Annotated in this window: 22 protein-coding genes and 1 pseudogene; 8 read left to right on the top strand and 15 right to left on the bottom strand. The window is 71.1% G+C overall.

Features of this window, described 5'->3' with window-relative positions:
* The first annotated feature begins 218 nt into the window (after positions 1 to 218).
* Together DI272_RS01315 and DI272_RS01310 are read left to right on the top strand one after the other, a co-directional pair.
* Complete coding sequence (locus tag DI272_RS01315; RefSeq protein WP_109493290.1) at positions 219 to 431, top strand: hypothetical protein; 213 nt, start codon at positions 219 to 221, stop codon at positions 429 to 431.
* A gap of 123 nt (positions 432 to 554) precedes the next feature.
* Positions 555 to 791 (top strand): annotated as a pseudogene (locus tag DI272_RS01310) (substrate-binding domain-containing protein); the annotation flags it as partial.
* Between the two features lie 483 nt (positions 792 to 1,274).
* Here the strand turns inward: DI272_RS01310 and DI272_RS01305 are convergent.
* A complete protein-coding gene (locus tag DI272_RS01305; protein ID WP_109493289.1) occupies positions 1,275 to 2,051 on the bottom strand; it encodes an alpha/beta fold hydrolase in 777 nt (258 codons plus the stop codon).
* Between the two features lie 111 nt (positions 2,052 to 2,162).
* Here DI272_RS01305 and DI272_RS01300 point away from each other — a divergent pair, with 111 nt between their 5' ends.
* Positions 2,163 to 2,999 carry an AraC family transcriptional regulator gene (locus DI272_RS01300; protein ID WP_258314856.1) on the top strand — a complete coding sequence of 279 codons (837 nt, stop codon included), beginning with the start codon at positions 2,163 to 2,165 and terminating at the stop codon, positions 2,997 to 2,999.
* Positions 3,000 to 3,159: 160 nt separating this feature from the next.
* On the opposite strand, the gene DI272_RS01295 is transcribed toward DI272_RS01300, so the two are convergent.
* Entirely contained in the window at positions 3,160 to 3,801 is a 642-nt protein-coding gene (locus DI272_RS01295; RefSeq protein ID WP_109493287.1) for a hypothetical protein, read from the bottom strand.
* A 21-nt stretch (positions 3,802 to 3,822) separates the two neighbouring features.
* Between DI272_RS01295 and DI272_RS01290 the strand changes: the two genes are divergently transcribed.
* On the top strand, positions 3,823 to 4,134 hold the full coding sequence (locus DI272_RS01290) for a flavin reductase family protein (RefSeq protein ID WP_109493286.1): 312 nt from the start codon (positions 3,823 to 3,825) through the stop codon (positions 4,132 to 4,134).
* Here the strand turns inward: DI272_RS01290 and DI272_RS44355 are convergent.
* The 6 genes from DI272_RS44355 to DI272_RS01260 all read right to left on the bottom strand — a co-directional run bounded on the left by DI272_RS44355 (position 4,062) and on the right by DI272_RS01260 (position 9,936).
* Positions 4,062 to 4,463, bottom strand: coding sequence for a hypothetical protein (locus DI272_RS44355; RefSeq protein ID WP_258314855.1), 402 nt, complete (start codon positions 4,461 to 4,463; stop codon positions 4,062 to 4,064). The two genes, DI272_RS01290 and DI272_RS44355, sit on opposite strands and share 73 nt — an antisense overlap.
* Positions 4,464 to 4,670: 207 nt before the next feature.
* The gene (locus DI272_RS44350) at positions 4,671 to 4,844 is read right to left on the bottom strand and encodes a hypothetical protein (protein WP_181387045.1); all 174 of its coding nucleotides are present in this window, start codon (positions 4,842 to 4,844) and stop codon (positions 4,671 to 4,673) included.
* Between the two features lie 154 nt (positions 4,845 to 4,998).
* Positions 4,999 to 7,779 carry an AAA family ATPase gene (locus DI272_RS01275; RefSeq protein WP_109493284.1) on the bottom strand — a complete coding sequence of 927 codons (2,781 nt, stop codon included), beginning with the start codon at positions 7,777 to 7,779 and terminating at the stop codon, positions 4,999 to 5,001.
* Positions 7,780 to 7,948: 169 nt separating this feature from the next.
* Positions 7,949 to 8,296 carry a hypothetical protein gene (locus tag DI272_RS01270; protein ID WP_109500619.1) on the bottom strand — a complete coding sequence of 116 codons (348 nt, stop codon included), beginning with the start codon at positions 8,294 to 8,296 and terminating at the stop codon, positions 7,949 to 7,951.
* An 81-nt stretch (positions 8,297 to 8,377) separates the two neighbouring features.
* Complete coding sequence (locus tag DI272_RS01265; protein ID WP_109493283.1) at positions 8,378 to 9,469, bottom strand: SPFH domain-containing protein; 1,092 nt, start codon at positions 9,467 to 9,469, stop codon at positions 8,378 to 8,380.
* Between the two features lie 29 nt (positions 9,470 to 9,498).
* Positions 9,499 to 9,936, bottom strand: a complete 438-nt coding sequence (locus DI272_RS01260; RefSeq protein ID WP_109493282.1) for an NfeD family protein — start codon at positions 9,934 to 9,936, stop codon at positions 9,499 to 9,501.
* A gap of 450 nt (positions 9,937 to 10,386) precedes the next feature.
* Between DI272_RS01260 and DI272_RS01255 the strand changes: the two genes are divergently transcribed.
* From DI272_RS01255 to DI272_RS01240, 4 genes are all read left to right on the top strand, one after another.
* A complete protein-coding gene (locus tag DI272_RS01255) occupies positions 10,387 to 11,697 on the top strand; it encodes a DUF1254 domain-containing protein (protein ID WP_109493281.1) in 1,311 nt (436 codons plus the stop codon).
* Between the two features lie 215 nt (positions 11,698 to 11,912).
* A complete protein-coding gene (locus DI272_RS01250) occupies positions 11,913 to 13,031 on the top strand; it encodes an ABC transporter ATP-binding protein (protein WP_109493280.1) in 1,119 nt (372 codons plus the stop codon).
* 189 nt (positions 13,032 to 13,220) lie between these two features.
* On the top strand, positions 13,221 to 13,679 hold the full coding sequence (locus tag DI272_RS01245) for a cyclic nucleotide-binding domain-containing protein (RefSeq protein WP_109493279.1): 459 nt from the start codon (positions 13,221 to 13,223) through the stop codon (positions 13,677 to 13,679).
* Between the two features lie 178 nt (positions 13,680 to 13,857).
* Entirely contained in the window at positions 13,858 to 14,523 is a 666-nt protein-coding gene (locus DI272_RS01240; RefSeq protein WP_109500618.1) for a DUF4389 domain-containing protein, read from the top strand.
* 76 nt (positions 14,524 to 14,599) lie between these two features.
* Here the strand turns inward: DI272_RS01240 and DI272_RS01235 are convergent, their stop codons facing one another.
* From DI272_RS01235 to DI272_RS01205, 7 genes are all read right to left on the bottom strand, one after another.
* Positions 14,600 to 15,607: an Acg family FMN-binding oxidoreductase gene (locus DI272_RS01235; RefSeq protein WP_109493278.1), complete on the bottom strand. Its 1,008-nt coding sequence runs from the start codon at positions 15,605 to 15,607 to the stop codon at positions 14,600 to 14,602.
* A gap of 43 nt (positions 15,608 to 15,650) precedes the next feature.
* Positions 15,651 to 16,283 (bottom strand): hypothetical protein, encoded by a 633-nt coding sequence (locus DI272_RS01230; RefSeq protein ID WP_109493277.1) that lies wholly within the window; start codon positions 16,281 to 16,283, stop codon positions 15,651 to 15,653.
* 3 nt (positions 16,284 to 16,286) lie between these two features.
* Positions 16,287 to 17,975: a cytochrome c oxidase subunit I gene (gene ctaD / locus DI272_RS01225; protein WP_258314411.1), complete on the bottom strand. Its 1,689-nt coding sequence runs from the start codon at positions 17,973 to 17,975 to the stop codon at positions 16,287 to 16,289.
* A gap of 220 nt (positions 17,976 to 18,195) precedes the next feature.
* Positions 18,196 to 18,864, bottom strand: coding sequence for a vitamin K epoxide reductase family protein (locus DI272_RS01220; protein WP_109493276.1), 669 nt, complete (start codon positions 18,862 to 18,864; stop codon positions 18,196 to 18,198).
* Between the two features lie 67 nt (positions 18,865 to 18,931).
* On the bottom strand, positions 18,932 to 19,450 hold the full coding sequence (locus DI272_RS01215) for a hypothetical protein (RefSeq protein WP_109500616.1): 519 nt from the start codon (positions 19,448 to 19,450) through the stop codon (positions 18,932 to 18,934).
* A gap of 219 nt (positions 19,451 to 19,669) precedes the next feature.
* Positions 19,670 to 20,155 carry a hemerythrin domain-containing protein gene (locus DI272_RS01210; RefSeq protein WP_109493275.1) on the bottom strand — a complete coding sequence of 162 codons (486 nt, stop codon included), beginning with the start codon at positions 20,153 to 20,155 and terminating at the stop codon, positions 19,670 to 19,672.
* Positions 20,156 to 20,200: 45 nt separating this feature from the next.
* A complete protein-coding gene (locus DI272_RS01205) occupies positions 20,201 to 21,484 on the bottom strand; it encodes a NarK/NasA family nitrate transporter (protein ID WP_109493274.1) in 1,284 nt (427 codons plus the stop codon).
* Positions 21,485 to 21,504: the final 20 nt, after the last annotated feature.

The raw sequence follows: 21,504 nt of genomic DNA, 5'->3' as shown, positions 1-21,504 counted from the left end.
CACCCGCTGTGCGGGGACCTTCTCTGCCGCGCCTGCGTGTGAGGGTGCGGTAGAGAGCTGCCGTGTGAGTGTGGCGGCAATCATGGCGCCGCCGACGATGAGACCGTAGAACGCGGTTTCCGAGCGGGTCACCAGGATGATCCGGATCGAAGGGCTGACGAACTGGCCCAGGGGAGTGGGCCGGCGCCACGAGCGAGCTCGTCTGTCGGCACACGTCGGTGTCCTCGGTCTTCAGGAGCGCGGGCACGACCGGACTGAAGAGGCACTCGCGGCACGCCGACGTCGAACGCACACCGCACACCGGCTACACCTGGACTTTTCGGCTCGGTTCCGTGGTCACCGTGACGGCGCTGCTGCTCTCCCTGTTCATCCGGCCCCTGCGCGACCCGGAGAAGGAAGGCATCCACTCCGCCGAGCCCCAACTGACCTGAGAGCCTTGCGGCTCGATGGCTGGGGCTGGGGGCTGCACCTGGGGGCTGGGGTGAATTCCGTGGCTCCGCGGGCGCGTTGAGTGGTTGAAGGGGCGCGGCTCCTCGCGGGGCGGCCCAGAAGGGCGCGCGGCAGGACGGCGGGTACCGGAGGACGTCGCCGTGATCGGATTCGAGGACCTTCCCCGGGCCGAGCGCACCGAGCCGCGGCTGGCGACGGTGTGTCAACCGCTGGAGGAGATCGGGCGGGCCATGATCAGACTGCTGCTGCTGCCGGAGGAGATCGAGGAGCCAGCCGTGGACTGGCGGCACGTGATTCTCCGTACAGGACTGGTCGTTCGCGAATCAGCGGCCCTTTGTTGAGGATGGGGCGTCGGGCCGCAGCCCAGCGGGTGGAGCGACGCCCTCGCCCTCGCGGTTGCGCTGGGCGGCCGGGGTGCGCACCTTCACCCGGGATCACCTGCCGCGCGGGTGGAGCCAGAAGGAGCGGGGCGTGAAGCGGCGTAGCTCATGGGCTGGAGATGGAGGGCAGCTCGGTGAGTGTGGGCGCATGCTGGAGCACGGTCTCCCAGGGGCGCCGTGCTCGGCCGTGACCCGGCAGGACTCTTGTGCTGCGGTTGCAGCGGTCGTGAGTTGAACCTGCCCGCGAGTTCCTGTCCCGGCCCAGGGCTGCGATGAAGCACCTCCTCGGCCTGGTCGTCGCAGGTGTTGATCGCGCCTGCTGAGCCTCGGTGGGTGCCGCTCCCAGCCGCCGCGCAGCATGCTCGGCGCCCAGCCCGGCCTGGTTTGCCTGGCCTCGGAGTAGGTGGCCAGGGGGACACGAGCCGGGCGCCGGGTACGCAGGTGTCAGCCTGCCGGTGCGAACGCGGTGATGGCGTCGGCGAGGGCGGCGGGGGCTTCGAGCGGGATCAAGTGACCGGTGTGGGGGATGACCACGAGGTCGGTCTGGGGGAGGTAGGGAACCAGGTTGTCGCGGAGCACCTCGGCGGGCTCCACCTGGTCGTGTTCTCCGGCGATGACCAGGGCGGGCACGTTGACCCTGCCGGTGTGCTCGGTGATGTCCTGCACGATGCCGTGCAGCGGCCACTCGGTGCGGGCGGCGTCGGCGACCGCGCGCGAATCAGCCACGATCTGCGCCTTGAGCGCAGACGGCAACTCGGTCGCGGTCAGGACGTGATCGCGTGCCTGGGCCACGGACTCAGGGGAGTCGTAGGCGTGCGCCAGGGCCTGCTGGTACTCGGGGGTGATCTGCGGGGCGGGCTTCGCCGGGCCGGAGCCGACGAGAACGATGCCGCGCAGACCGTCGGGCCGGGTGGCCGCGACCAGTTGTGCGACCTTGCCTCCCATCGAATGCCCTACCAGGACGTAGTCGTCCACCGCGGCGTCGGCGAGCACGGCGAGTGTGTCGTCAGCGAGTTGATCGAGCGTGTAAGGACCGGGCACGGCGTGGGATCGGCTCCAGCCGCGGAAGTCGACCGTGAGCACGTCACGGTCCGCCAGACGGTCGACGACCAGGTCCCAGGTGCGGGCCGAACCACCCCAGTAATGCAGGAATACCAGCGTCGGCCCGATCCCCGGCCGATGGTCGTAAGTGGGCACTAGCGTCTGCTGCGTGGTGTTCATGGAGGCACTTCCTGTCGGTGCACTGGGCGATTTCCCTTGCGTTTCATTGAAACTTCCGCAGCCGGTGGGGGCATCGGCGTGACTGGTCGCTCGATGGTAGAAAATGGACACGTGAGCCTGATCCGTCAGATGACCTACCAGCCCGCGGGACACAGCGCCGGCTCCGTCGAGACGATGACGTTCGCCCGCCTGCGTGAGTTGAACGACGGTGGCACGCAGCGTGCCGACTTCCACGTCTTGGCCGTCGTCGACGCCGGATCCGGCTCAGTCACGGTCGACTTCCGTCGCCACCCGCTGCGCGCCCGGTCCGCGGTGTGGATTCCGCCCGGCGCGGTGCACCGGTGGGACGACATCAGCGACGTGACGGGAGACCTTGTGCTGTTCGTTCCGACCGCACCGGTCACCCATGCCACCCGAGAGCTCGTCGCCCTGCCCGACCCGGCCGCACACTGGAGCGTCCCGGGCGCTGACTGGCCCTTCGTCGACACGGCGCGCCGTCATCTCCTGCTCGAAACATCCGCCCCGCCCGGCGACGCGGCGGGCGAGCTGCCCGAGATCCTGCTCTCCGCGCTCCTCGCCCGGCTGAACCCACCGCACGCCGCGACGCGGCTCACCCATCCGGTCTTCCGGCTGTTCCGCTCCAGCGTCGAAGCGCACTTCCGCCAGCACCACGACGCCGGTTACTACGCTCATACGCTGGGATATGCGCCCCGCACCCTGTCCCGAGCGGTGCAGCAAGCCACCGGCCGCACCGCGAAGGCGTACATCGTCGAGCGGATCACCCTGGAAGCCAAACGGCTGCTCGCGCACGACCGCCTCACCGCCGCCCGCTGCGCCGACGTGCTCGGCTTCAGTGACGCATCCAACTTCTCGGTGTTCTTCCACAACGCCACGGGCCAACGTCCGGGTGCGTGGCAGGCAGCGGTGAACGCCGGGCGACCTCGGTGATGGCGCCCGGCGGCGCGGTCGTGACCCGCCGCACGGACGGCCGGATGAGATGGTCCGCTGTGAGGTCCGGCGAGACGGAGGGAGCCTTCACATCACCACCGCAGCACCCACCCCTGGCGGCTGAAGATCAATGGCGCTGGAGATGAATCCTGGGCACCCGCTAGACCTGAGCGTCCAGTCCCGCACGCCGGAGTGCCCTGGTCATCGCCGGAAGGTCCGGGGCGCCTCCCTCCAGGGAGGAGACGTGTTCCGCGAGCAGTTCCGGTGTCAGTCGGCGGCGCTCGGCGTGGTCCATGAGGAGCTCACGGGCGGGCCTGCCGTAGCCGACGTAGTCGTCCAGCAGACTGTGGGCCTTGTCGCGCTCCACGAACCGGCTCATCCCGCAGTCCAGTCCGTCGTCCTTGAGACCCTCGGGGTAAGGGGCGCGGGCCCAGACGCCGTTCTCGTACCAGTACACGCAGCCCAGCTCGTTTCCCGCGAGGCGGTCGCGCAACTCCTCGTAGGGAAGCCAGTCGGGGCCGCCCGCCAGCAGGTCGACCGGCGGCTCATGCCACTTGCAGTCGCTCGACTCGTCCTCGCCGTACAGCACGTACCGGCCGTTGCCGAGGTCGGCGAACGTCCACCAGGTGCAGCCACAGTCGTCGAGGTGCAGTCCCTGGTCGTCGATCCAGGTGCCGGTCCGGTATCGCGTGCTTTCCTCCGCCTCGGTGGTCGCCTCCACGACGGCCACGAGCGCCCAGCGCGCCCACAGCACCGCGGGGTCCGGAAGGTCCTCCGGCAGTCCCGGCCTCTGGATCGTCATCCGCTCTCCCCTTCGTCGATCATGAGCGACCGTATCGTGCGGCACGGCGCGGCCTTCGCCGGCCGGACGCCGGACCGGTTCGCCACCGGCGACCGGGAGCTGACGGACGGCGCGGCGCCACGCCTCGGCGGGGCGGCGGCCTGGATCGAGTGCAGCCTGGAGGACAGCTTTCCCGCCGCGGACCACCTGGCGGTCGTGGGGCGCGTACGGCGCCTGGCCGCCGCCGAAGGACACCGCAAGCCCTTGATCTTCCAGCGCGGTCAACTGGTACGCCTCGACCGGGCCTGCGGTGTCCACGCACCCACGCGCGCCTTCGACTGGTGGGACATCTGACGAGCAGCCGACGTATTCGCCGGCCACCGTCCGCGACGGTGGCGGAGCGTCCGCGTCTGCCTCGCGGGGCCCGACCAGGCGGCGGTGTCACGGCTACGTGTCCGACGCGGCGAAGAGAATCGCCCGATGACCGTCCTGCGAGAGCCGGCGGGAGATCGCCCGCGCCGTCGCCCGTACGGCGGGCCCGTAGCCTGCGTCGGGAAAACCGTCGGTGGGGCGACGACCGACAGGGCCGCCACGACCTCGTCGCCGTCCCGGACCGGAGCCGCCACGGTACTGAGCTGCCAGGGATGACTCTGGCGGCGGAGGGCGTAGTCGCCGCGCCGTATCTCGGCGAGCGCACGGCGCAGATCGGCGGGGCCGCGGAGGCCGTCGTCGCCGTGCCCGGGCTCTTAGACGCCGTTTCTTTTGGTACCTGCGGGTCGTTGAATGCTTCGTGGGAGACCTGGTGCCCACCAACGGCGCGGATTGACGCTTGACATGACTGACCTCTCGTGAAGAAGAGGGAAATAGGGGGCCCGGTTCGGCCGGGCGGATCAGGCGGGGGCGCGGCCCTGGGAGCCGTCTCCCGCCTCGTCGACGGTCTCGATGGCGACGCCTTCGCTCTGCGCACTGTCGATGCTTTCGACCGTGTGGACGACCGTGTCCGTGTCCGTGGCGGTGGCGGTGGCGGTGTGGCAGCTTCCGTTCGGGGTACAGCAAGCAGACATGAGATCCTCCATGGAACCCACATACCGCCGGGGGGTATGCGAACGACGGGCTCATGCATACCCCCTTGGGTATGTAGTGCAAGAGGTGGCCCAACGACTCACGTGGGTGGTCGGGACGTCTCCCCGGCGCGCGTACGGCGTGCGGGCAGACCCGTCAGCCGACGTCCTTCAGGTCGAGTGCGGCGAGGGCGTCCCGCAGGGCGGCCCGGGAGCTGATGTTCAGCTTCGGATAGATCTGATAGAGGTGCGCACCGATCGTTCGATGCGACAGGAACAGGCGCTCCGCGATCTGCTTGTTGGTCAGCCCGGTGGCGGCCAGCGTCGCGATCTCGAATTCCTGCGCCGTCAAGGCTCCCCTGCCACCCGAGGCGGCCGACGCCGCAACGCCGCTCACGCGCAGTTCGGCCTTGGCGCGCATCACCCAGGGCGCCGCCCCCAGCTTCTCGAACGCCCTGCCCGCCAGGGCCAGTTGCTCGCGCGCCTCCTTGGTCGCGCGGCGGCGCCGCAGGTGTTCGCCGTACAGCAGACGTACCCGCGCGACGTCGAAGGGCCAGTCCTCGGGCTCGACGAGGGACAGGGCCTGCCGGAACAGGTCCTGGGCGTCGCCGGACGACGTCAGTGCCTCACAGGCCAGCACGAGCATGTGCAGGCGCGGAGAGAGCCGCGCCATCTCCGACTCCCGCAGGGCCGCCACGTGGACGGCCGCCTCGGCGGCCCGGCCTGACCTGAGCGCGGCTTCCACCAGGTCCAGGGCCCCGGCCATGGCGTGCGGCAGATACGGGGCGAGGGGGGTGAGCGGACTGACGGCCATGGCCTGCCGGAAGGAGGTCTCGAAGTCCCCGCTGCCCAGCGCGGCCAAGGACCTCGCATGGAAGGCCAGTGCGCGGGCGCCATGGGCTCCGCGGGGGGCTGCCCAGGCGATGATCTCCTCGGAGCGCGCCTCGCAGGCCTCCACGTCCCCCCGCGCCGCGGCCACCAGTGCCTGCACGAACTGGAACTTGCAGGAGAAGAACGGGTAGCCGTACTCCTTGCACAGCGCGAGCCCTTCACCGGTCAGGCGCACGGCCTCGTCCCAGCGGCCCTTGTAGTAATCGTCCAGACCCAGGTGAATCAGGGCGGACAGATGTCTGCGGACCGGCGCGGCGCCCGCCCGGGCCTGCTCGACCAGGCGCAGGGACGCCTCCCGTACGTCCGCCAGCCGATCCGGGTAGACGGCACAGGTGCTCACGCGCACGACGTGTGTCGCGTCGCCGAGGTCGGCGAGCTGTTCGTCGAGGACGTCCAGCGCACGGTAGCCCGTGCGGGCGGGGTCGGCGAAGGTCTGGGCGCACGCCCACAGCAGATCGGGCGGCGCGGGTGTCATCCGGTCCAGGGCCCGGAACAAGGGCGCCCACTTCTGCGGGTCACCGCTGTACCAGCACAGGGTGATCAGCGTGAACAGGGCTTCGACGAGAGCCTCGTCCGAGGCATCGTAGCCGTGAGCGCCGGCCTCGATCGCGCCGACCAGCAGCTTGTGGGCGGTGTTGACGTCCCCGTCCTGGTTGATGAGCAGCAGTGCGGAGGCCGCAGCGGCGTGCAGGGACCCCTCCCGGACGGCCGGGTCGGCGCGGCGGGCGCCGACCAGCAGGCGCGAGGCGTCCGCCAGGTCGCCACCGGCGTCGGTGCCGATGTAGGCGGCCTCCGCCAACCGGCGGCTCTCGTCGGCCGGCGACGGGCTGAGCCCCGCGGCACGGGTGAGGGCCGCCACCGCCCCCAGCGCGTCACCACGCCCGAGGCGCAGGCGGGCGGCCTGCTCCAGCAGTTCGGCGACGGTCTCGTCCCGGCCGGTCGTCGCTTCGCCCAGATGGCCGGCCCTGCGCTCGGGCTGGTCGACGAGGACCGCGGCGAGCGCCCGGTGTGCCCTGCGGCGGTCGGCGGCACCGGCCTGGGCCACCACCGCGGAACCCATCAAGGGGTGCCGGAAGGACATGCTCCGGGAGCCTGCCGAGACCGCCACCAGCCGTTCGCGTTCCGCGGGTTCGAGCAGGTCCACGGCGTCTCGGCCGCCTGCGGCCGCCTCGATGACCGCGAGGTCACCGGTGCCTTCCAGTGCCGCGATCAACAGCACTTCGCGGCAAGGGCCGGGCAGATCGGCCACGCGGGAGGCGAACAGGGCCTGGAGACGTTCGCTGAGGGGCAGGATCGAGGGGACCGCCGCCGGCGCCGTGCGCTGCTCACGGTTCAGGGCGGTCGGCAGCTCCACCAGCGCGAGCGGATTGCCGTTCGCCTCCGCGGCGATACGCCGTCGTATCTCGTGGGACAGCCCCGGATGCGCCTGGGCGAGGAGTTCGGCGGACGACGCGTCGTCCAGCGGCTGGAGGTGGTGCTCGGTCAGCCCGCTCGCCTCGAAGAAGCCGTCGGAGGTGACGCGCGAGGCGGCCAGGAAACTCACCCGGCTGCCGACGAGCCGACGCGCGATGAAGCCGAGGACGAAGGTGGTGGGCCGGTCCAGCCACGGGAGGTCGTCGACGACGATCAGGAGGGGAGTGTCGTGGGCGATCCGGCGCAGCAGCAGCAAGGCCGCGGTGGCGGTCAGCAGGCGGTTGGGGGGCGGACCGCTGCCGATGCCGACCGCGATCCTGAGCGCGTCGCGGTGACCCGGGTCCAGCAGGTCGAACGATTCGAAGAGCGGGACGAGCAACTGGTTGAGGCCGGCGTAGCTGATGTCCGTCTCGAACTCCACGCCGCTGGCCCGCAGCACGCGCACGCCGTTCGCCGCTGCCTGCGCCGCGACGGCGTCGAGGACCGCGGTCTTCCCGATGCCGGCCTCGCCCGACAGCAGCAGGGCCGCGCCGTGGCCGGAGCCGCCGAAGTGGGACCGTACGAACTCCAGGTCCTCGTCCCGTCCGATCAACCGCCCGGAAGCCGGGCGGGACGAGGGGTCCAGGTCGTTCATCGAGCTGCTGTCTCCAAGCCGCGGTACCGAAGGCCGAAGGCCGGGAGCCGATGCTCACCGTGTCACCGCAGGCGCCGCACACCGCCAACGGTCATCCCGGCGCACACGTGTCCACATCCCGACCTCGTCGCCTCAGAGTACGACTGCCCTGTGATCTGCGTCGAACGGGTCAGGAGCCGGGGGCGGGTCCGCGGCGGGCGACGAAGCCCTCCGACCGGTCGAGAAGGTGAGGAGGACCGGGCTTCTCGGGTGTCCAGCCGCCGGCGAGAGCCGCACGAATGCTGTCGGCGACGCCGGAGGGCAGGACGGGGTCGACCGGTGCGCCGAGCCAGTTGTCCGGGTGCGGCCGGCCGGTGATGACCACCAGCGTGGTACCGGGGGTTTCCGCGTGCTCGACCGCGTAGGTAAGGGGCGACCAGACCAATCCCTGGCAGTAGGTGGGTCGTCCGCGCAGCCTCCATCGGTACGTGGTGCCGTCGACGGTGATGTGCCGCGACCCCTTCTTCACCAGCGCCATGTTCACGTCCCCCTTTTCGGGGCGACGGTAGTGCAGCAGCATCGCTGTGTCGTGCGGGTTTCCGCGGGCGCGTCCAGACTTCTACGACCGGCGCGGTACCTGCGGCGACTGCGCGGCCTCGGCCTCCGCCTTGGCGTCGCTCACCGCCGCGGCGGCCTGCTTCTCGGCCTCGTCGGCGGCCGTGGCCGCGTCGAGCAACACTGTTGAGCCTGCTTCGAGTTGGGGGCTGCGGGCGTCGGCGGGCGCCGCGCCGGCCCCGTCGGACGCCTGCTCCTCGGGTTGCGCGGGGGCGGCGGGGGCCGCCGTCTGGTCGCCGAACGCCCGGGTGACGGTCCGGACCGCCTCCGTCAGCTCGCCGGGGATCACCCAGAACGTGTTGTTGTCACTGCCCGCCAGGTGCGGCAGCGTCTCCAGGTATTTGTAGGCCAGGACCTTCGGATCGGCGTTGTTGCGGTGGACGGCCTGGAAGACGAGTTCCACCGCCTTCGCCTCGCCGTCCGCGCGCAGGATCATGGCCTGCTGCGTGCCCTGCGCCTCCAGGATGTCCTTCTGCTTCGTCCCCTCCGCCGTGAGGATCTTGGCCTGCCGTTCGCCTTCGGCGTGCAGGATGGCCGCGCGCTTGTCCCGCTCGGCCCTCATCTGCTTCTCCATCGCCTCCTTGATGGTGTTCGGCGGGTCGATGGCCTTGATCTCCACGCGGTTGACCCGGATGCCCCACTTGCCGGTGGCGTCGTCGAGGACTGCCCGCAGCCGGGAGTTGATCTCCTCGCGCGAGGTGAGGGTCTCCTCCAGGTCCATGCTGCCGATGACATTGCGCAGTGTGGTCACGGTCAGCTGATCGATCGCCTGGAGGTAGTCGGCGACCTCGTAGGCCGCGGCCCGCGGATCCGTGATCTGGTAGTAGAGGACGGTGTCGATGTTCACCACGAGGTTGTCCTCGGTGATCACCGGTCGGGGGTCGGACGAATAGACCTGTTCCCGCACGTCGAGCTTGGTGTTGATGCGGTCCGCCACCGGCAGCACCAGGTTCAGCCCCGGTTGCAGCGTGCGGCGGTACCGGCCGAACCGTTCGATGTTGTAACGGCGCGCCTGCGGAACGATCCGCACCGTGGAGGCGACAAGGAAGACGATGACGATGACCGCCACGACGATGGCGATGACAACTGGTTCCACAGTGCCTCCATAGCTCTGCGTTCAGCCGCTCATGGAAGAAGCTCACGGGGGTAGACGACCGCGGTGGCGCCCTCGATCTCCATGACGTCCACGAGTGTCCCCACCGGGATGACATGACTCTCGTCCAGGGCCCGAGCGGTCCACTCCTCGCCGCCCAGTTTGATCAGGCCGCGGGTCGCGGTGACCTCCTGCACGACCTCGGCGCGTCTGCCGATCAGCGCGTCGCTGCCGTCACGCATCAGCGGCGGCTGCGCCATGTACCGCAGCGCGACCGGGCGGGCGATGAGCAGGCCCGCCGCGGCCGTCACGCCGAGCGCCACGAGCTGTCCGAGCGTTCCGACGCCCACACCGGCGACCACGGCCGCGACCAGCGCCGCGCCCGCGAACAGGCCCAGCACCAGTGTCAGGGTGAAGAACTCCGCGACGCCCAGCGTCGCGGCAAGGAGCAGCCATACGAACCATGGCATCCCATCGCCCTCCTTCGAAGGCCTTCTCCACCAAGCTACCTCTCGCCCGAGCGGGCAGGACGAGAGCAGCACGACGGTCATCCTGCCCCCTCCCGCACGCTCGGCGCACTGCCGTGCACCGGCAGTCTCGGTGGGCCGGTGATTGCCGGGCTTGCCGCCGTGACCGGGGAGCGCGGCGCCAGGCGGATGAGTCGATGCGGGTGACGAAGGCATACGTGCCGACATCGGCTCCGTGCGCCGCCCGGCCCCCGGCGACGCCTTCGAGCCCCCTGACGGTCGGCCACCTCGTCGGCCGGCAGAGCGGTTACGCAGGCGCCCAGCACCTGCTCGCGCCTTCCCGACGGTGCAGCGGCGCCGACTCGCGGGGCGTTCCGGCAGGGTGGATCATGCAGCGACAGGCTGTGTCCGGCTGGTCGTGAACGACTGGTCGCACCACGGAAGGATGAGGGCATGAGCATGCTGTCGGCTGATCCGCGGTCCCTGGCCCGTGAGGCGTACACCTACCTCTACCCGCTGGTCATGATGGACGTCACCCGCCGCCAGGCCACCTCGCCCCTCGCGGCGGACCGGCCGGGCCACGGCATGCCGAACGAGTTCCACCACCTGCGCGAATTCCCCCCGGCGGAGTTCCGCGCCGTGGTGCGGCCGAACTTCGACACGTTGTATTCCACCGCCTGGCTGGACCTGACGGGCGGCCCGGTGGAGCTGCACGTGAACGACACCGCCGACCGGTACTTCATGCTCCCGCTGATGGACATGTGGACCGACGTGTTCGCCACCATCGGCCAGCGCACCACCGGCACCGGCGACCAGGACTACCTCATCGTCGGCCCCGGACACGACGGCACTCCCCGGGACGGTCTGACGGTGCTGCGGGCACCGACGCCCTATGTGTGGATCATCGGCCGGACGCAGACCAACGGCCCGGCCGACTACGAGGCCGTCCGGAAGGTCCAGGACGGCTACACCCTCACCGCGGTGCCTCCGCGCCGGTACGACAGCGTGGACAGCGACATCGACATCACGACCGACGCGCTCGCCCTGGTGAACGGGCTCAGCACGGTCGACTTCTTCAGCCGGGCCGCCGAGGCGCTGGCGGTCAACCCGCCGCACATCGGGGACTTCTCCGTTCTGGCCCGGATCGCCAACCTCGGCATCGTGCCGGGCCGGGGGTTCGACCCCGGCCGGTTCACCGAGGCCGATCTCGCCGAGATCGACGCCGGCGCCCGGGAGGCACGTACGGAGATCCTCGGTTCGCTGGCGAGCTTCGGCGTCGCCGCCAACGGCTGGCGGACCTCCCTCGACACCATGGGCGTCTACGGCAACAGCTACTTCAAGCGCGCCGGGGTCGCCGCGGGCGGCCTCGGCGCCAATCCTCCCGAGGACGCCGTCTACCCCGTCCTGGCCGCCGACGCCGACGGCGAACCGGTCAACGGCGACAACGACTACCTCCTCCGGTTCGATGCCGACGCGATGCCCCCGGCCGGCGCCTTCTGGTCGATCACCATGTACGACGCCGAGGGCTTCCAGGTCGCGAACGAGATCAACCGCTTCGCCCTGGGCGACCGCGACGACCTGGTCCACGACCAGCAGGACGGCTCGCTCACCCTCTACATCTCACGGCACAACCCCGGTCCGGACCGGGAGGCCAACTGGCTGCCCGCCCCGTCCGGACCGCTGGGAATCACCATGCGGCTCTACGCGCCCAAGCCGGAAGTACTCGACGGCACCTGGAACCCGCCGCCGCTCACCAAGGCATGACAGTCCTTCCACGAGGAGTTGACTTCCAAGGTCCGGCAGCCGGTGATCCTGTCCCGGCAGTGGCGCAGGGCCGACCGGCCCATCGGCGGGGACGGAGAGGACCTGCCGGGCCGCTGTGTCCTGTTCGAGCCTGAAGGTGCGGCGCTCAGTCGCACCTCTCGTTCCGTGCGCCCGCGCCGGGGCGCTCGCGAGGGGCACCAGGGAGGGGAAAGATCATGGCGTCTGTCACCTTCGACAAGGCGACGCGGTGCTTCACCAAGATGGACCACCCGGCCGTCGACGCTCTGGACCTCGAGATCGCCGACGGCGAGTTCATGGTCCTGGTGGGTCCCTCCGGCTGCGGCAAGTCCACCACGCTGCGGATGCTCGCCGGGCTCGAGGACATCGATTCCGGCGCCATCCGCATCGGTGACCGGGACGTGACCCATCTGCCGCCCAAGGACCGCGACATCGCGATGGTGTTCCAGAACTACGCCCTCTATCCGCACATGACGACGGCGGACAACATGGGCTTCGCCCTGAAGATCGCGAAAGTGCAGAAGGAGGATCGGCGGCGCCGGGTCGCCGAGGCGGCCGGCATCCTCGACCTCGGGGACTATCTCGACCGCAAGCCGAAGTCGCTGTCCGGCGGTCAGCGGCAGCGGGTCGCCATGGGGCGCGCCATCGTCCGTGAGCCGCAGGTGTTCCTCATGGACGAGCCGCTGTCCAACCTGGACGCCAAGCTGCGGGTCCAGACCCGTACCCAGATCGCCTCCCTGCAACGGCGCCTGGGCACCACCACCGTGTACGTCACCCACGACCAGGTCGAGGCCCTGACCATGGGAGATCGTGTGGCGATACTCAAGGACGGCGTGCTCCAGCAGGTCGGGACGCCCAAGGACGTGTTCCGGTACCCCGCCAACGCCTTCGTCGGCGGTTTCATCGGCTCGCCCGCGATGAACCTCTTCCGTGTCCCGCTGACCACCGCCGGGACCGAACTGGGCGGGCTGCTCGTGCCGTTGCCGCGGACGGCCCTGCGCGCCGCGCGTGCCGAGGAATCCGCGGAGATCGTCCTGGGCGTGCGGCCCGAGCAGTTCGAGATCCTGTCCCAGGAGAACCGGGAGACACCAGGGCTGGAGCTCGTGGTGGACGCCGTCGAGGACACCGGCGCCGTCAGCTATCTCCACACCACCGCCAAGGTCGGCGCGGAGACCGCGCAGGTCGTCGTCCGGACGTCGGGACGGCAGGTGCACGGCAAGGGCGAGGAGCTACGGGTGACCGTCCGCCCGGATGACGTCCACCTCTTCTCGGCGAGGACGGGAGAGCGCGTTCCGGCCGACCAGGCACCCGTCTGATCGCGGCGCCCGGGCCGGAGCTCGCGGGGACCTGCGGCTCGGTACGCCTGGTCCAGCGGGCCGAACGGCCCATGCGTCGGGACCGGGCGGTCCGTGGTGCCCTCCCGGTTCCGCGCCCATGGTGAGAGCAGCACTCCCGACGGCTTGCCGAACCGGTCGGAGCGGACACGAGCGAGGGGAAGAGAAACGATGACGGCTATCACGCTCATGGACGCGATCCTCCCGGCCGAGCAGCGGGAGCGGCTGATGGACCTCGCCCGCGAGGTCTCCTTCGACGTGGGCACCCGCCTGTTCGAGGAGGGCGGGCGAGCCGACCGGTTCTGGATCGTGCGGACCGGTGTCGTCGCCCTCGACCTGCGCATGCCCGGCCGCCGGCCACAGGTCATCGAGTCGCTGGGGCACGGCGAACTGGTCGGCTGGTCCTGGCACTTCCCGCCGCACCGCTGGCAGTTCGGCGCCGAGGTCACCCATACGGTGCGGGCCTGGGAGTTCGACGCGGTCGCCGTGCGGGAGATGTGCGCGGCCGACCCCGAGTTCGGCCGCGCGGTCGCGGTCTGGGTCGCCCGGGTGGTCGCCCACCGGCTGCACGCGGCCCGCACCCGGCTGCTCGATCCGCACGTTCCCGAGGGCAGCGCCGGCCGTTCCTGAGGGACGCGCCCGACTCGGGACCGATGGCCGGGCCGTTCCTGAGGGACGCGCCCGACTCGGGACCGATGGCCCCGGGTCCCACCCCGGTCAGCCCTCGCGGCGGCGTCCGCTCCGTACGCACGCTGGTTACGGGCCCTGCCCGCGGGGCGGTGGCCCTGAGGTGAAGGAGCTGATCGCCATGACGACCTTGGCAGGTTTCCCGGATCGTCCGGTCCGGGTCGACGCGGTGCTCGACGCACCACTGTCGCGATGGCTGTGGCTGGTGAAGTGGGTCCTGGTCATTCCGCACTACCTGGTGCTGTTCTTCCTCTGGACCGGCTTCGCCGTGGTGAGCGTGATCGCGTTCTTCGCCATCCTGTTCACCGGGCGCTACCCACGCGCACTGTTCGACTTCAACCTGGGTGTGCTGCGCTGGAGTTGGCGGGTCGCCTACTACTCGTACGGCGCCCTGGGAACCGACCGCTACCCGCCGTTCAGCCTGGGTGCGGAGCCGGAGTACCCCGCCCGGCTGGACATCGCCTACCCGGAGCACCTCTCCCGGGGCCTGGTGCTGGTGAAGTGGTGGCTGCTGGCGATCCCGCACTACATCGTCATCGGCTTCCTCATCGGCGGGTTCCACTTCGGCTGGTGGTCCACCGGACTCGTCGGCGTGCTGACGGTCATCGCCGGTGTGACGCTGGCCGTCACCGCGAGGTACCCCCGGAGCCTGTTCGACCTGATCCTGGGCCTGAACCGGTGGGTGCTGCGGGTCGCCGCCTACGTGGCGCTCATGACGGACACGTATCCGCCGTTCCGGCTGGACATGGGCGGCTCCGAACCAGCGGGGGCGGAGAAGCACCTGTGACCGACCCTCGCGTCGCTGCCCCGCGGTGACCGTCCGCTGCGTCGGTGCACCGCGGGGCAGCGCGTTCCCGGCCTGTTCAGCCGTCCTGCCGCTCCTCCGGCGGGTCGGACAGACCCTGTGGTGTCTGCCGTGGCGTGGCGGGGCCCTCCGGACCGTAGCCGAGGCGGATGAGCATCTGGGCATGCCCGTCGCGGCCGGGCGTCGGGCTCAGGAGCTCCCGCAGGTCCGACCACTCCAGCGGCTGGTGCAGCAGGGACGTGCGCACGCCGTGGACCGTGGCGGCCAGGAGGACGTGTTCGAGCGCCTGTCCGGCCCGCAGCCAGTCGGTGCGGCGGTCGTGTTCGGTGGTCAGCAGGGCGATGACCGGGTCGGTCTCGAACGGCTGGGACAGCAGCCGCCCGACATGCCGTTGCGCGGTGAAGTCCCGCATGGGCAGGCGTTCGTGGGAGTCCTGGGGGCCGAGGGCCGCTTGCGGGAGTCCGATGTCGGCGGGCTCGTCCCCGTCGCGGTGCACCCAGCGGCGGCTCTCGGCACTGCGGTCCGGATCGACCCGGTTGCGGCGTTCGGCCTCGGCGGTCAGGCGGAGCAGACGGTCCCTCTCGTCGGCCGCCGGGAAGGTGAGAAGGGCACCCTCCCGGCGTGCGGCCTCGGCGAGTTCGGCACGCACCTGTCGCGGCAGCGGCCTTCCGGAGAAGGGGAGCCGACTGCTGCGCCTGCGGTGGATCGCCTCGTAGAGGCCGTCCCGGTGCCCCGTCGCCGAGCGGGAGGCCGTTCCCGTCGGACGGACCGTGGCGAGCAAGCGTGGGTCGTCCGGTGTGGGCAGCAGGCGGGTGACCGGGCACCAGCCGAAGTGGGCCACCGCGACACGGAGGTTGAACACCGACGCCCCCACCGAGAGATGCAGGGCTCGGCCCGTGGGGTCGGCGTGGCGCAGTCCCCGCTCCGGGGCCGCGCGGACCTGGAGCGTGACGGTCACGGGGTCCAGCCGGTAGCGCCACGGCTGGGTGTTGAAGATGGAGGGTGCCGCGACCGCGGCCGCGATGCAGGCTTCCAGGGTCGAGGCGTCAAGGGTCGCGGATTGCATGGCGTCCTCCTCACGGGTCCGCGGTGCGCAACAGTGCCCCTCCTTAGAGGGTTGGAGCACGGGGGCCCCGCGGGGAGGGGCCTGTGGTCCCTGCCTGGGGTCCGCTCGGGCCCGATGGGCCCGGTACGGCGTCCGGCCGTGCCCGGCGCGGGCGCCCGTGGGCGTACGTCGCGGCGAGGAGGAGGAAGACTCCGAGCACCGCGGCGGGGACCACGGTGACCGCGGGCCTCCCCCACCCCTCGTCCGGCCCGGCGACCATGAGAAGAGCCTCGGCGAGCAGGGCGACAGCCACCCCGCAGGCGACCAGCGCGGCGAACGCCCGCTCGGGACGGCCCCGCGGCCGGCCGTGCCGGGGCGGAACGGGTTCCAGCGCCGCCCAGTGCCGGGCGACCTCCCGCGCCTCGCACCGGTGCTGCGCCCTGGCGCGGAGGCGCAGCACGGTGGTGCCCGCGGCGCCCGCCACGGCCGCCGCGCACGGCACCGGCCACCGCGCACCGGCGAGGAACAGCAGCGCCACGCTCCCTGCCGCGCTCCAGCCCGTCAGGCACGCCATGGCCGCCGTACGACGGGATACGGGGCGGTCGGCTCCCGCGCGCAGGTCGATGAGGGCGGGCAGGTACCAGACGCAGCCGGAGGCCGTCACCAGTGCGATGCCCAGCCCCAGTACGCGGGACACGGTTCAGCCCACCGTGTCGAGTTCGGCGATCTCGGGGTGGTGCAGGTCGAACGCCGGGGACTCGGAGCGGATACGGGGCAGGGTGCGGAAGTTGTGGCGGGGCGGCGGGCAGGAGGTGGCCCACTCCAGCGAGCGGCCGTAGCCCCACGGGTCGTCGACCTCGATCTTCTTGCCGTACTTGGCGGTCTTCCAGACGTTGTAGAGGAACGGCAGGATCGACAGGCCCAGCAGGAACGCCCCGATCGTGGAGAGGGAGTTGAGGGCCGTGAAGCCGTCGGCGGCCAGGTAGTCGGCGTAGCGGCGGGGCATGCCCTCGGCGCCCAGCCAGTGCTGGACGAGGAAGGTGAGGTGGAAGCCGGCCGTGAGCGTCCAGAAGGTGATCTTCCCGAGGCGTTCGTCGAGCATCTTGCCGGTGAACTTGGGCCACCAGAAGTGGAATCCGGCGAACATCGCGTACACGACCGTGCCGAACACCGTGTAGTGGAAGTGCGCGACGACGAAGTACGAGTCGGAGAGGTGGAAGTCCATCGGCGGGGACGCCAGGATCACCCCGGTCAGGCCGCCGAACAGGAAGGTGATCAGGAAGCCCGTGGTCCACAGCATCGGCGTCTCGAAGGACAGACTGCCCTTCCACATCGTGCCGATCCAGTTGAAGAACTTCACCCCGGTCGGCACCGCGATGAGGAACGTCATGAAGGAGAAGAACGGCAGGAGCACACCGCCGGTGACGTACATGTGGTGCGCCCACACCGTCACCGACAGGCCCGCGATGGCGATGGTGGCGCCGATCAGGCCCATGTAGCCGAACATCGGCTTGCGGGCGAAGACCGGGATCACCTCGGAGACGATCCCGAAGAACGGCAGGGCCAGGATGTACACCTCGGGATGCCCGAAGAACCAGAAGAGGTGCTGCCACAGCAGCGCGCCGCCGTTGGCCGCGTCGAAGACATGGCTGCCGAACTTGCGGTCGCACTCCAGCGCGAACAGCGCCGCGGCCAGGACCGGGAAGACGATCAGGACCAGGAGCGCGGTCAGCAGCACGTTCCAGGTGAAGATCGGCATCCGGAACATGGTCATGCCCGGCGCCCGCATGCAGATGATCGTGGTGATGAAGTTGACGGCGCCGAGGATCGACCCGAAGCCGGACAGGGCCACGCCCATGATCCACAGGTCGGCGCCGAGCCCCGGTGAGTGCACGGCGTCCGACAGCGGCGCGTACAGGAACCAGCCGAAGTCGGCGGCCCCGCCCGGGGTGAGGAAACCGAACGCCGCGATCGACGAGCCGAACAGGAACAGCCAGTAGGCCAGCATGTTCAGGCGGGGGAAGGCGACGTCCGGGGCGCCGATCTGGAGCGGCATGATCCAGTTGGCGAACCCGGTGAACAGCGGCATCGCGAACATCAGCAGCATGATCGAGCCGTGCATCGTGAACGCCTGGTTGAACTGCTCGGCGGACATGATCTGGAGGCCGGGCCGGGCCAGTTCGGCGCGCATCATCAGGGCCATCACGCCGCCGACGACGAAGAACGCGAACGCGGAGACCAGGTACATCGTCCCGATCTTCTTGTGGTCGGTGGTCGTCAGCCACTCCGTCCACGCCGGCCGGGTGGCCCGCCCGGTCTGCCCTGGCGTCGCGGTGACGTCGGCTCTCGGCCGTACGGTCTCCACCTGCTGTGTCTGTGCCTCGTCCACCGGACGGTGTCCTCCCGATCTGCGCGTGTGGTCGACGCGCCGGGAAGTGCCGTGGATGCGGGAACGGACTCGGCCCTCCCGGCCGCCGCCCCATGATCGACGGTGGGGCGGGGGGTGCGGATAGGGCCGAACAGCCCCTGCGGGGACCGTGTTCAGGGCCCAACGGCCCTCTCTTCGCACCCGGCTTCGCTGCGACGTGCCGCACGCGCGCGGGAGCGGTTCAGAGCAGGGTCCGCCAGTAGTCCCACCAGCGGGTGGCGATCAGCATGACGATGCTCAGGTACCAGGCGGTCGGCACCGCCCAGTGGAACTCCCGCACTCCGGCGACCAGGACGCGAGGGGCCCGGATGACACCGTGCCGGAGATTGTGCACGGTGAGGTACCAGAACATCGCGATGGTGGCCGCCCAGGCCAGGCAGCACCACAGGCACAGTGCGCCGATCTCGTACAGCGCCTGCGTCATCAGCCACATGCAGAAGCCCGCGCCGAGCAACGTGCCGGCGTTCAGCCCGAGCCAGAACCAGCGCCGGAACCGCGCCCCGGCCAGCAGGGCGAGCCCGACGGCGGCGACGACCGGGTAGGTGAGCAGGCCCAGCAGCGGGTTGGGGAACCCGAACACCCCTGCCTGGTCACTGCCCATCACGTTCGCGCAGGACAGCACCGGACTGAGGTTGCAGGAGGGCGCGAAGGCCGGGTCCTGGAGGAGCCTGAACTTGTCGATGGTGATCACGAAGGATGCCAGGCTGCCGAGGGCGCCGGTGACGATCAGGAGCCAGGCCAGCGAGCGGGAGGCGCCGACGGTGGTCTGCGGGGCGAGCCCGGTTCGCCGTCCGCCGTGCCGGGCCAGGGGGTTGAGGTGGTGCGCGGTGGGCTTGGTGCTGCTGGTCATCGGTATGGTTCCGCCTCGATGGTGTCCGGATGGGCCGCGGGCCCATGCCGGCGATGGGTGGGGGACGTCAAGCGGTCGGCAGCCGCCGTGCCGTGCACGGCGTGCCGGGTATCGCCTCGCGCGCGGCTCCCTCGGGCCACAGCACCTCGACCGGAACGCCCCGGGCCCGGGCGTACGCCACCAAGTGGGCCGTGGCGTCGCGGCCGTCGGACGGTGAGCCGTCCCAGACGGCCAGCAGCCGCCGGCACCCCGCGATCATTCGCTCGTCCGCGACGACGCACGCGTCGCGGTCGGCCGGGTCGTACGCCAGCAGGCGCACCTGCTCGGCGAGGCACAGCACTTCACCGACTGCCGTGCGGTCGCGGGCCGGTGGCAACGCGGGCACCTTTCCCTGCGCGGGCGTCACCACGACGAGTTGCCGGCCCCCGGCGCGCACGGCCCGTCCGAAGGCCACCGGCGCCCCCGCGCCCGCCCGCACCACCACCGGCATCCGCCGGGGCAACCGCTCCAGCAGCGGCCCGAGTTCGGCCTCCACCAGCTTCAGCGCCTCCGGGGTCAGGTCGGCGTGCCCGACCGTCGCGATCATCTCCCCGCTCACCTCCCCGCAGTGCGACGCTCGCGCACTCCTGTCGGTCCTCGCCCGCCCCCGCCCTGCCGGCGGGCGCTTGATCAGTGAAGTCCGGGCGGCCGAGGGGCGACAAGGGCCGAACGGCCCCCGCGGACCGGTCATGAGGCCGACGGCCGGACGGTGAGAGCCCCGTACGCCCGCTCGGGGTGAACAGGCGTACGGGACTTGGAACTTGGCTCAGCGGGACGTCAGGCGGCCGGGACGGGACAGGGTGCTGCCCGCCGCCAGGCGCGCCGCCTCGACCGCTTCCCACTGCTCGATGCTGAGGTTGGCCAGTGCCGCCGGGAAGACGCCGTCCTGCTCCTTGAGGATGTGGTCCCGCAGGACCGCCATCGCCTCCATGAGCCGGCCCGGCCAGGTCGGATCGGTCAGGAACGCGCCGCTCGCCTCGGCCAGCACCGCCTCGATGCGGCGGTGCTCGGCCTCCAGCGCGGCGATCTGGTCGGGGAAGTCCCCGGCCAGGGCGGGGAACAGACCGTGCTCCTCGACCCGGGTGTGCGGGCCGAGCACCCGCGCGATCTCCCGGGCGAGTTCCGCCATCCGCGTCACACCGCCGTGCCGGTGGGCGTCGCGGAGATGGCTGATCAGGCGCACCACCTCGTCATGTTCCTGCGTGAGCTCGTCGATCGTCTCCAGGGCCTGGCAACCGCAGTACTCGCACACCGGACTTCTCCTCGGTTCGCTGCCGGCAGTTCTGTCCGCTCGCCCTCACGCCGCGGAGCGCGCGGGCCGGTGGCCGCCGCGGCCACCGGTGCGGGGTTCGCGGTCGCCGCCGTCCGGCGCGGTGCGCACCCCGGTGAGGGTGAAGGTCAGCGCGGCGGCGGCCACGATCGCGAGCAGGACGAGGCCGGCCGCGTACGTGCCGTACTCGCCGTACAGCGAGCCCATCACCAGCGGGGGAAGGAAGCCGCCCAGTCCGCCCGCGGCGCCGACCACGCCGGTGACGGAGCCGACCTGGTCGGCCGGGGTCCGCCGGGCGACCAGGGCGAAGGTCGCCCCGCTGCCCGCGCCGAGCGCGGCGGCCATGGACAGGAAGGCGACTGTGCCGACCGGGGCCAGGGGGAGGGTGAAGGACTGCATCACGGCACCGGCGACGACCACGGCCAGCGCGCCCGCCAGGACCCGGACCGGGCCCGTCCGGTCGGACAGCCAGCCGCCCACCGGACGCATCGCGACGGCGAGGAGGACGAACCCGGCCATGCGGTTGGCGGCGTCGGCCTGGGACAGGTCGTAGCCGGTCTTGAGGTAGGTGGGCAGGTACACGGAGAAGGCCACGTAGCCGCCGAAGGCGACCGCGTACAGGGCGGATGCCTGCCAGGTGATGGGCAGCCGGAGGACGGCGGCCAGCCGGCGGGCGGGCGACTCGGTCGGCACAGTGCGTCCGGGGGCATCGCGCAGCAGCAGCGCGGCGGTCACCGCGTACACGGCCAGGACCGCGGCGGTGATCAGGAAGGGAGTGGACATGCGGTGCGCGTCGACCAGCTTCACCGTGGTCAGGGCGCTGATGGCGGTGCCGCCCATGCCGGCGCCGAACAGTCCGATGGCCAGGCCGCGCCGCTCGGGCGGGAACCAGGCGTTGACCAGCGGCACGCCGACGGCGAACGCGGTGCCGCCGATGCCGAGGAAGAACCCGCCGGCCAGCAGGGCGGCCAGGGAGTCATGGCCGGCCAGCCCCAGATAGAGCACCGGCACGATGGTGGCCGCCGACACGATCGGGAACATCACCCGGCCGCCGAACCGGTCGGTCAGCGCGCCGACCGGGATGCGGCCCAGTGAGCCGACCACGACGGGCACCGCCACCAGCAGCGACTGCTGGAACGACGACAGGTCGAGGCTGTCCTTGAAACGCGGGCCGAGCGGGCTGAGCAGCGCCCACGCCCAGAAGTTCACCGCGAAACCGACCGTGGCCAGGGCCAGCGTCAGCCATGCGCGGCGGGGCACCGGGGTGCCCGTGGGTGAGCTGTCGCCCTGCGACTTCAACGGCTGGACCATGTCGTCCGTCCCTTTCCTGT

Source organism: Streptomyces sp. Act143 (assembly GCF_003143935.1).
In the GTDB taxonomy this organism is placed as follows: Bacteria; Actinomycetota; Actinomycetes; order Streptomycetales; family Streptomycetaceae; genus Streptomyces.
This window is presented reverse-complemented; position numbering and strand designations above follow the sequence as displayed.

Excerpts from the sequence above, each read along its gene's own strand:
- DI272_RS01255 (WP_109493281.1), top strand. The coding sequence starts at position 10,387 with ATGAGCATGCTGTCGGCTGATCCGCGGTCCCTGGCCCGTGAGGCGTAC.
- DI272_RS01295 (WP_109493287.1), bottom strand. The coding sequence starts at position 3,801 with ATGACGATCCAGAGGCCGGGACTGCCGGAGGACCTTCCGGACCCCGCG.
- DI272_RS01270 (WP_109500619.1), bottom strand. The coding sequence starts at position 8,296 with ATGGCGCTGGTGAAGAAGGGGTCGCGGCACATCACCGTCGACGGCACC.
- DI272_RS01260 (WP_109493282.1), bottom strand. The coding sequence starts at position 9,936 with ATGCCATGGTTCGTATGGCTGCTCCTTGCCGCGACGCTGGGCGTCGCG.
- DI272_RS01205 (WP_109493274.1), bottom strand. The coding sequence starts at position 21,484 with ATGGTCCAGCCGTTGAAGTCGCAGGGCGACAGCTCACCCACGGGCACC.
- DI272_RS01245 (WP_109493279.1), top strand. The coding sequence starts at position 13,221 with ATGACGGCTATCACGCTCATGGACGCGATCCTCCCGGCCGAGCAGCGG.
- DI272_RS44350 (WP_181387045.1), bottom strand. The coding sequence starts at position 4,844 with ATGTCTGCTTGCTGTACCCCGAACGGAAGCTGCCACACCGCCACCGCC.
- DI272_RS01275 (WP_109493284.1), bottom strand. The coding sequence starts at position 7,779 with ATGAACGACCTGGACCCCTCGTCCCGCCCGGCTTCCGGGCGGTTGATC.
- DI272_RS01305 (WP_109493289.1), bottom strand. The coding sequence starts at position 2,051 with ATGAACACCACGCAGCAGACGCTAGTGCCCACTTACGACCATCGGCCG.
- DI272_RS01235 (WP_109493278.1), bottom strand. The coding sequence starts at position 15,607 with ATGCAATCCGCGACCCTTGACGCCTCGACCCTGGAAGCCTGCATCGCG.
- DI272_RS01215 (WP_109500616.1), bottom strand. The coding sequence starts at position 19,450 with ATGATCGCGACGGTCGGGCACGCCGACCTGACCCCGGAGGCGCTGAAG.
- DI272_RS01250 (WP_109493280.1), top strand. The coding sequence starts at position 11,913 with ATGGCGTCTGTCACCTTCGACAAGGCGACGCGGTGCTTCACCAAGATG.
- DI272_RS01290 (WP_109493286.1), top strand. The coding sequence starts at position 3,823 with ATGAGCGACCGTATCGTGCGGCACGGCGCGGCCTTCGCCGGCCGGACG.
- DI272_RS01220 (WP_109493276.1), bottom strand. The coding sequence starts at position 18,864 with ATGACCAGCAGCACCAAGCCCACCGCGCACCACCTCAACCCCCTGGCC.
- DI272_RS01240 (WP_109500618.1), top strand. The coding sequence starts at position 13,858 with ATGACGACCTTGGCAGGTTTCCCGGATCGTCCGGTCCGGGTCGACGCG.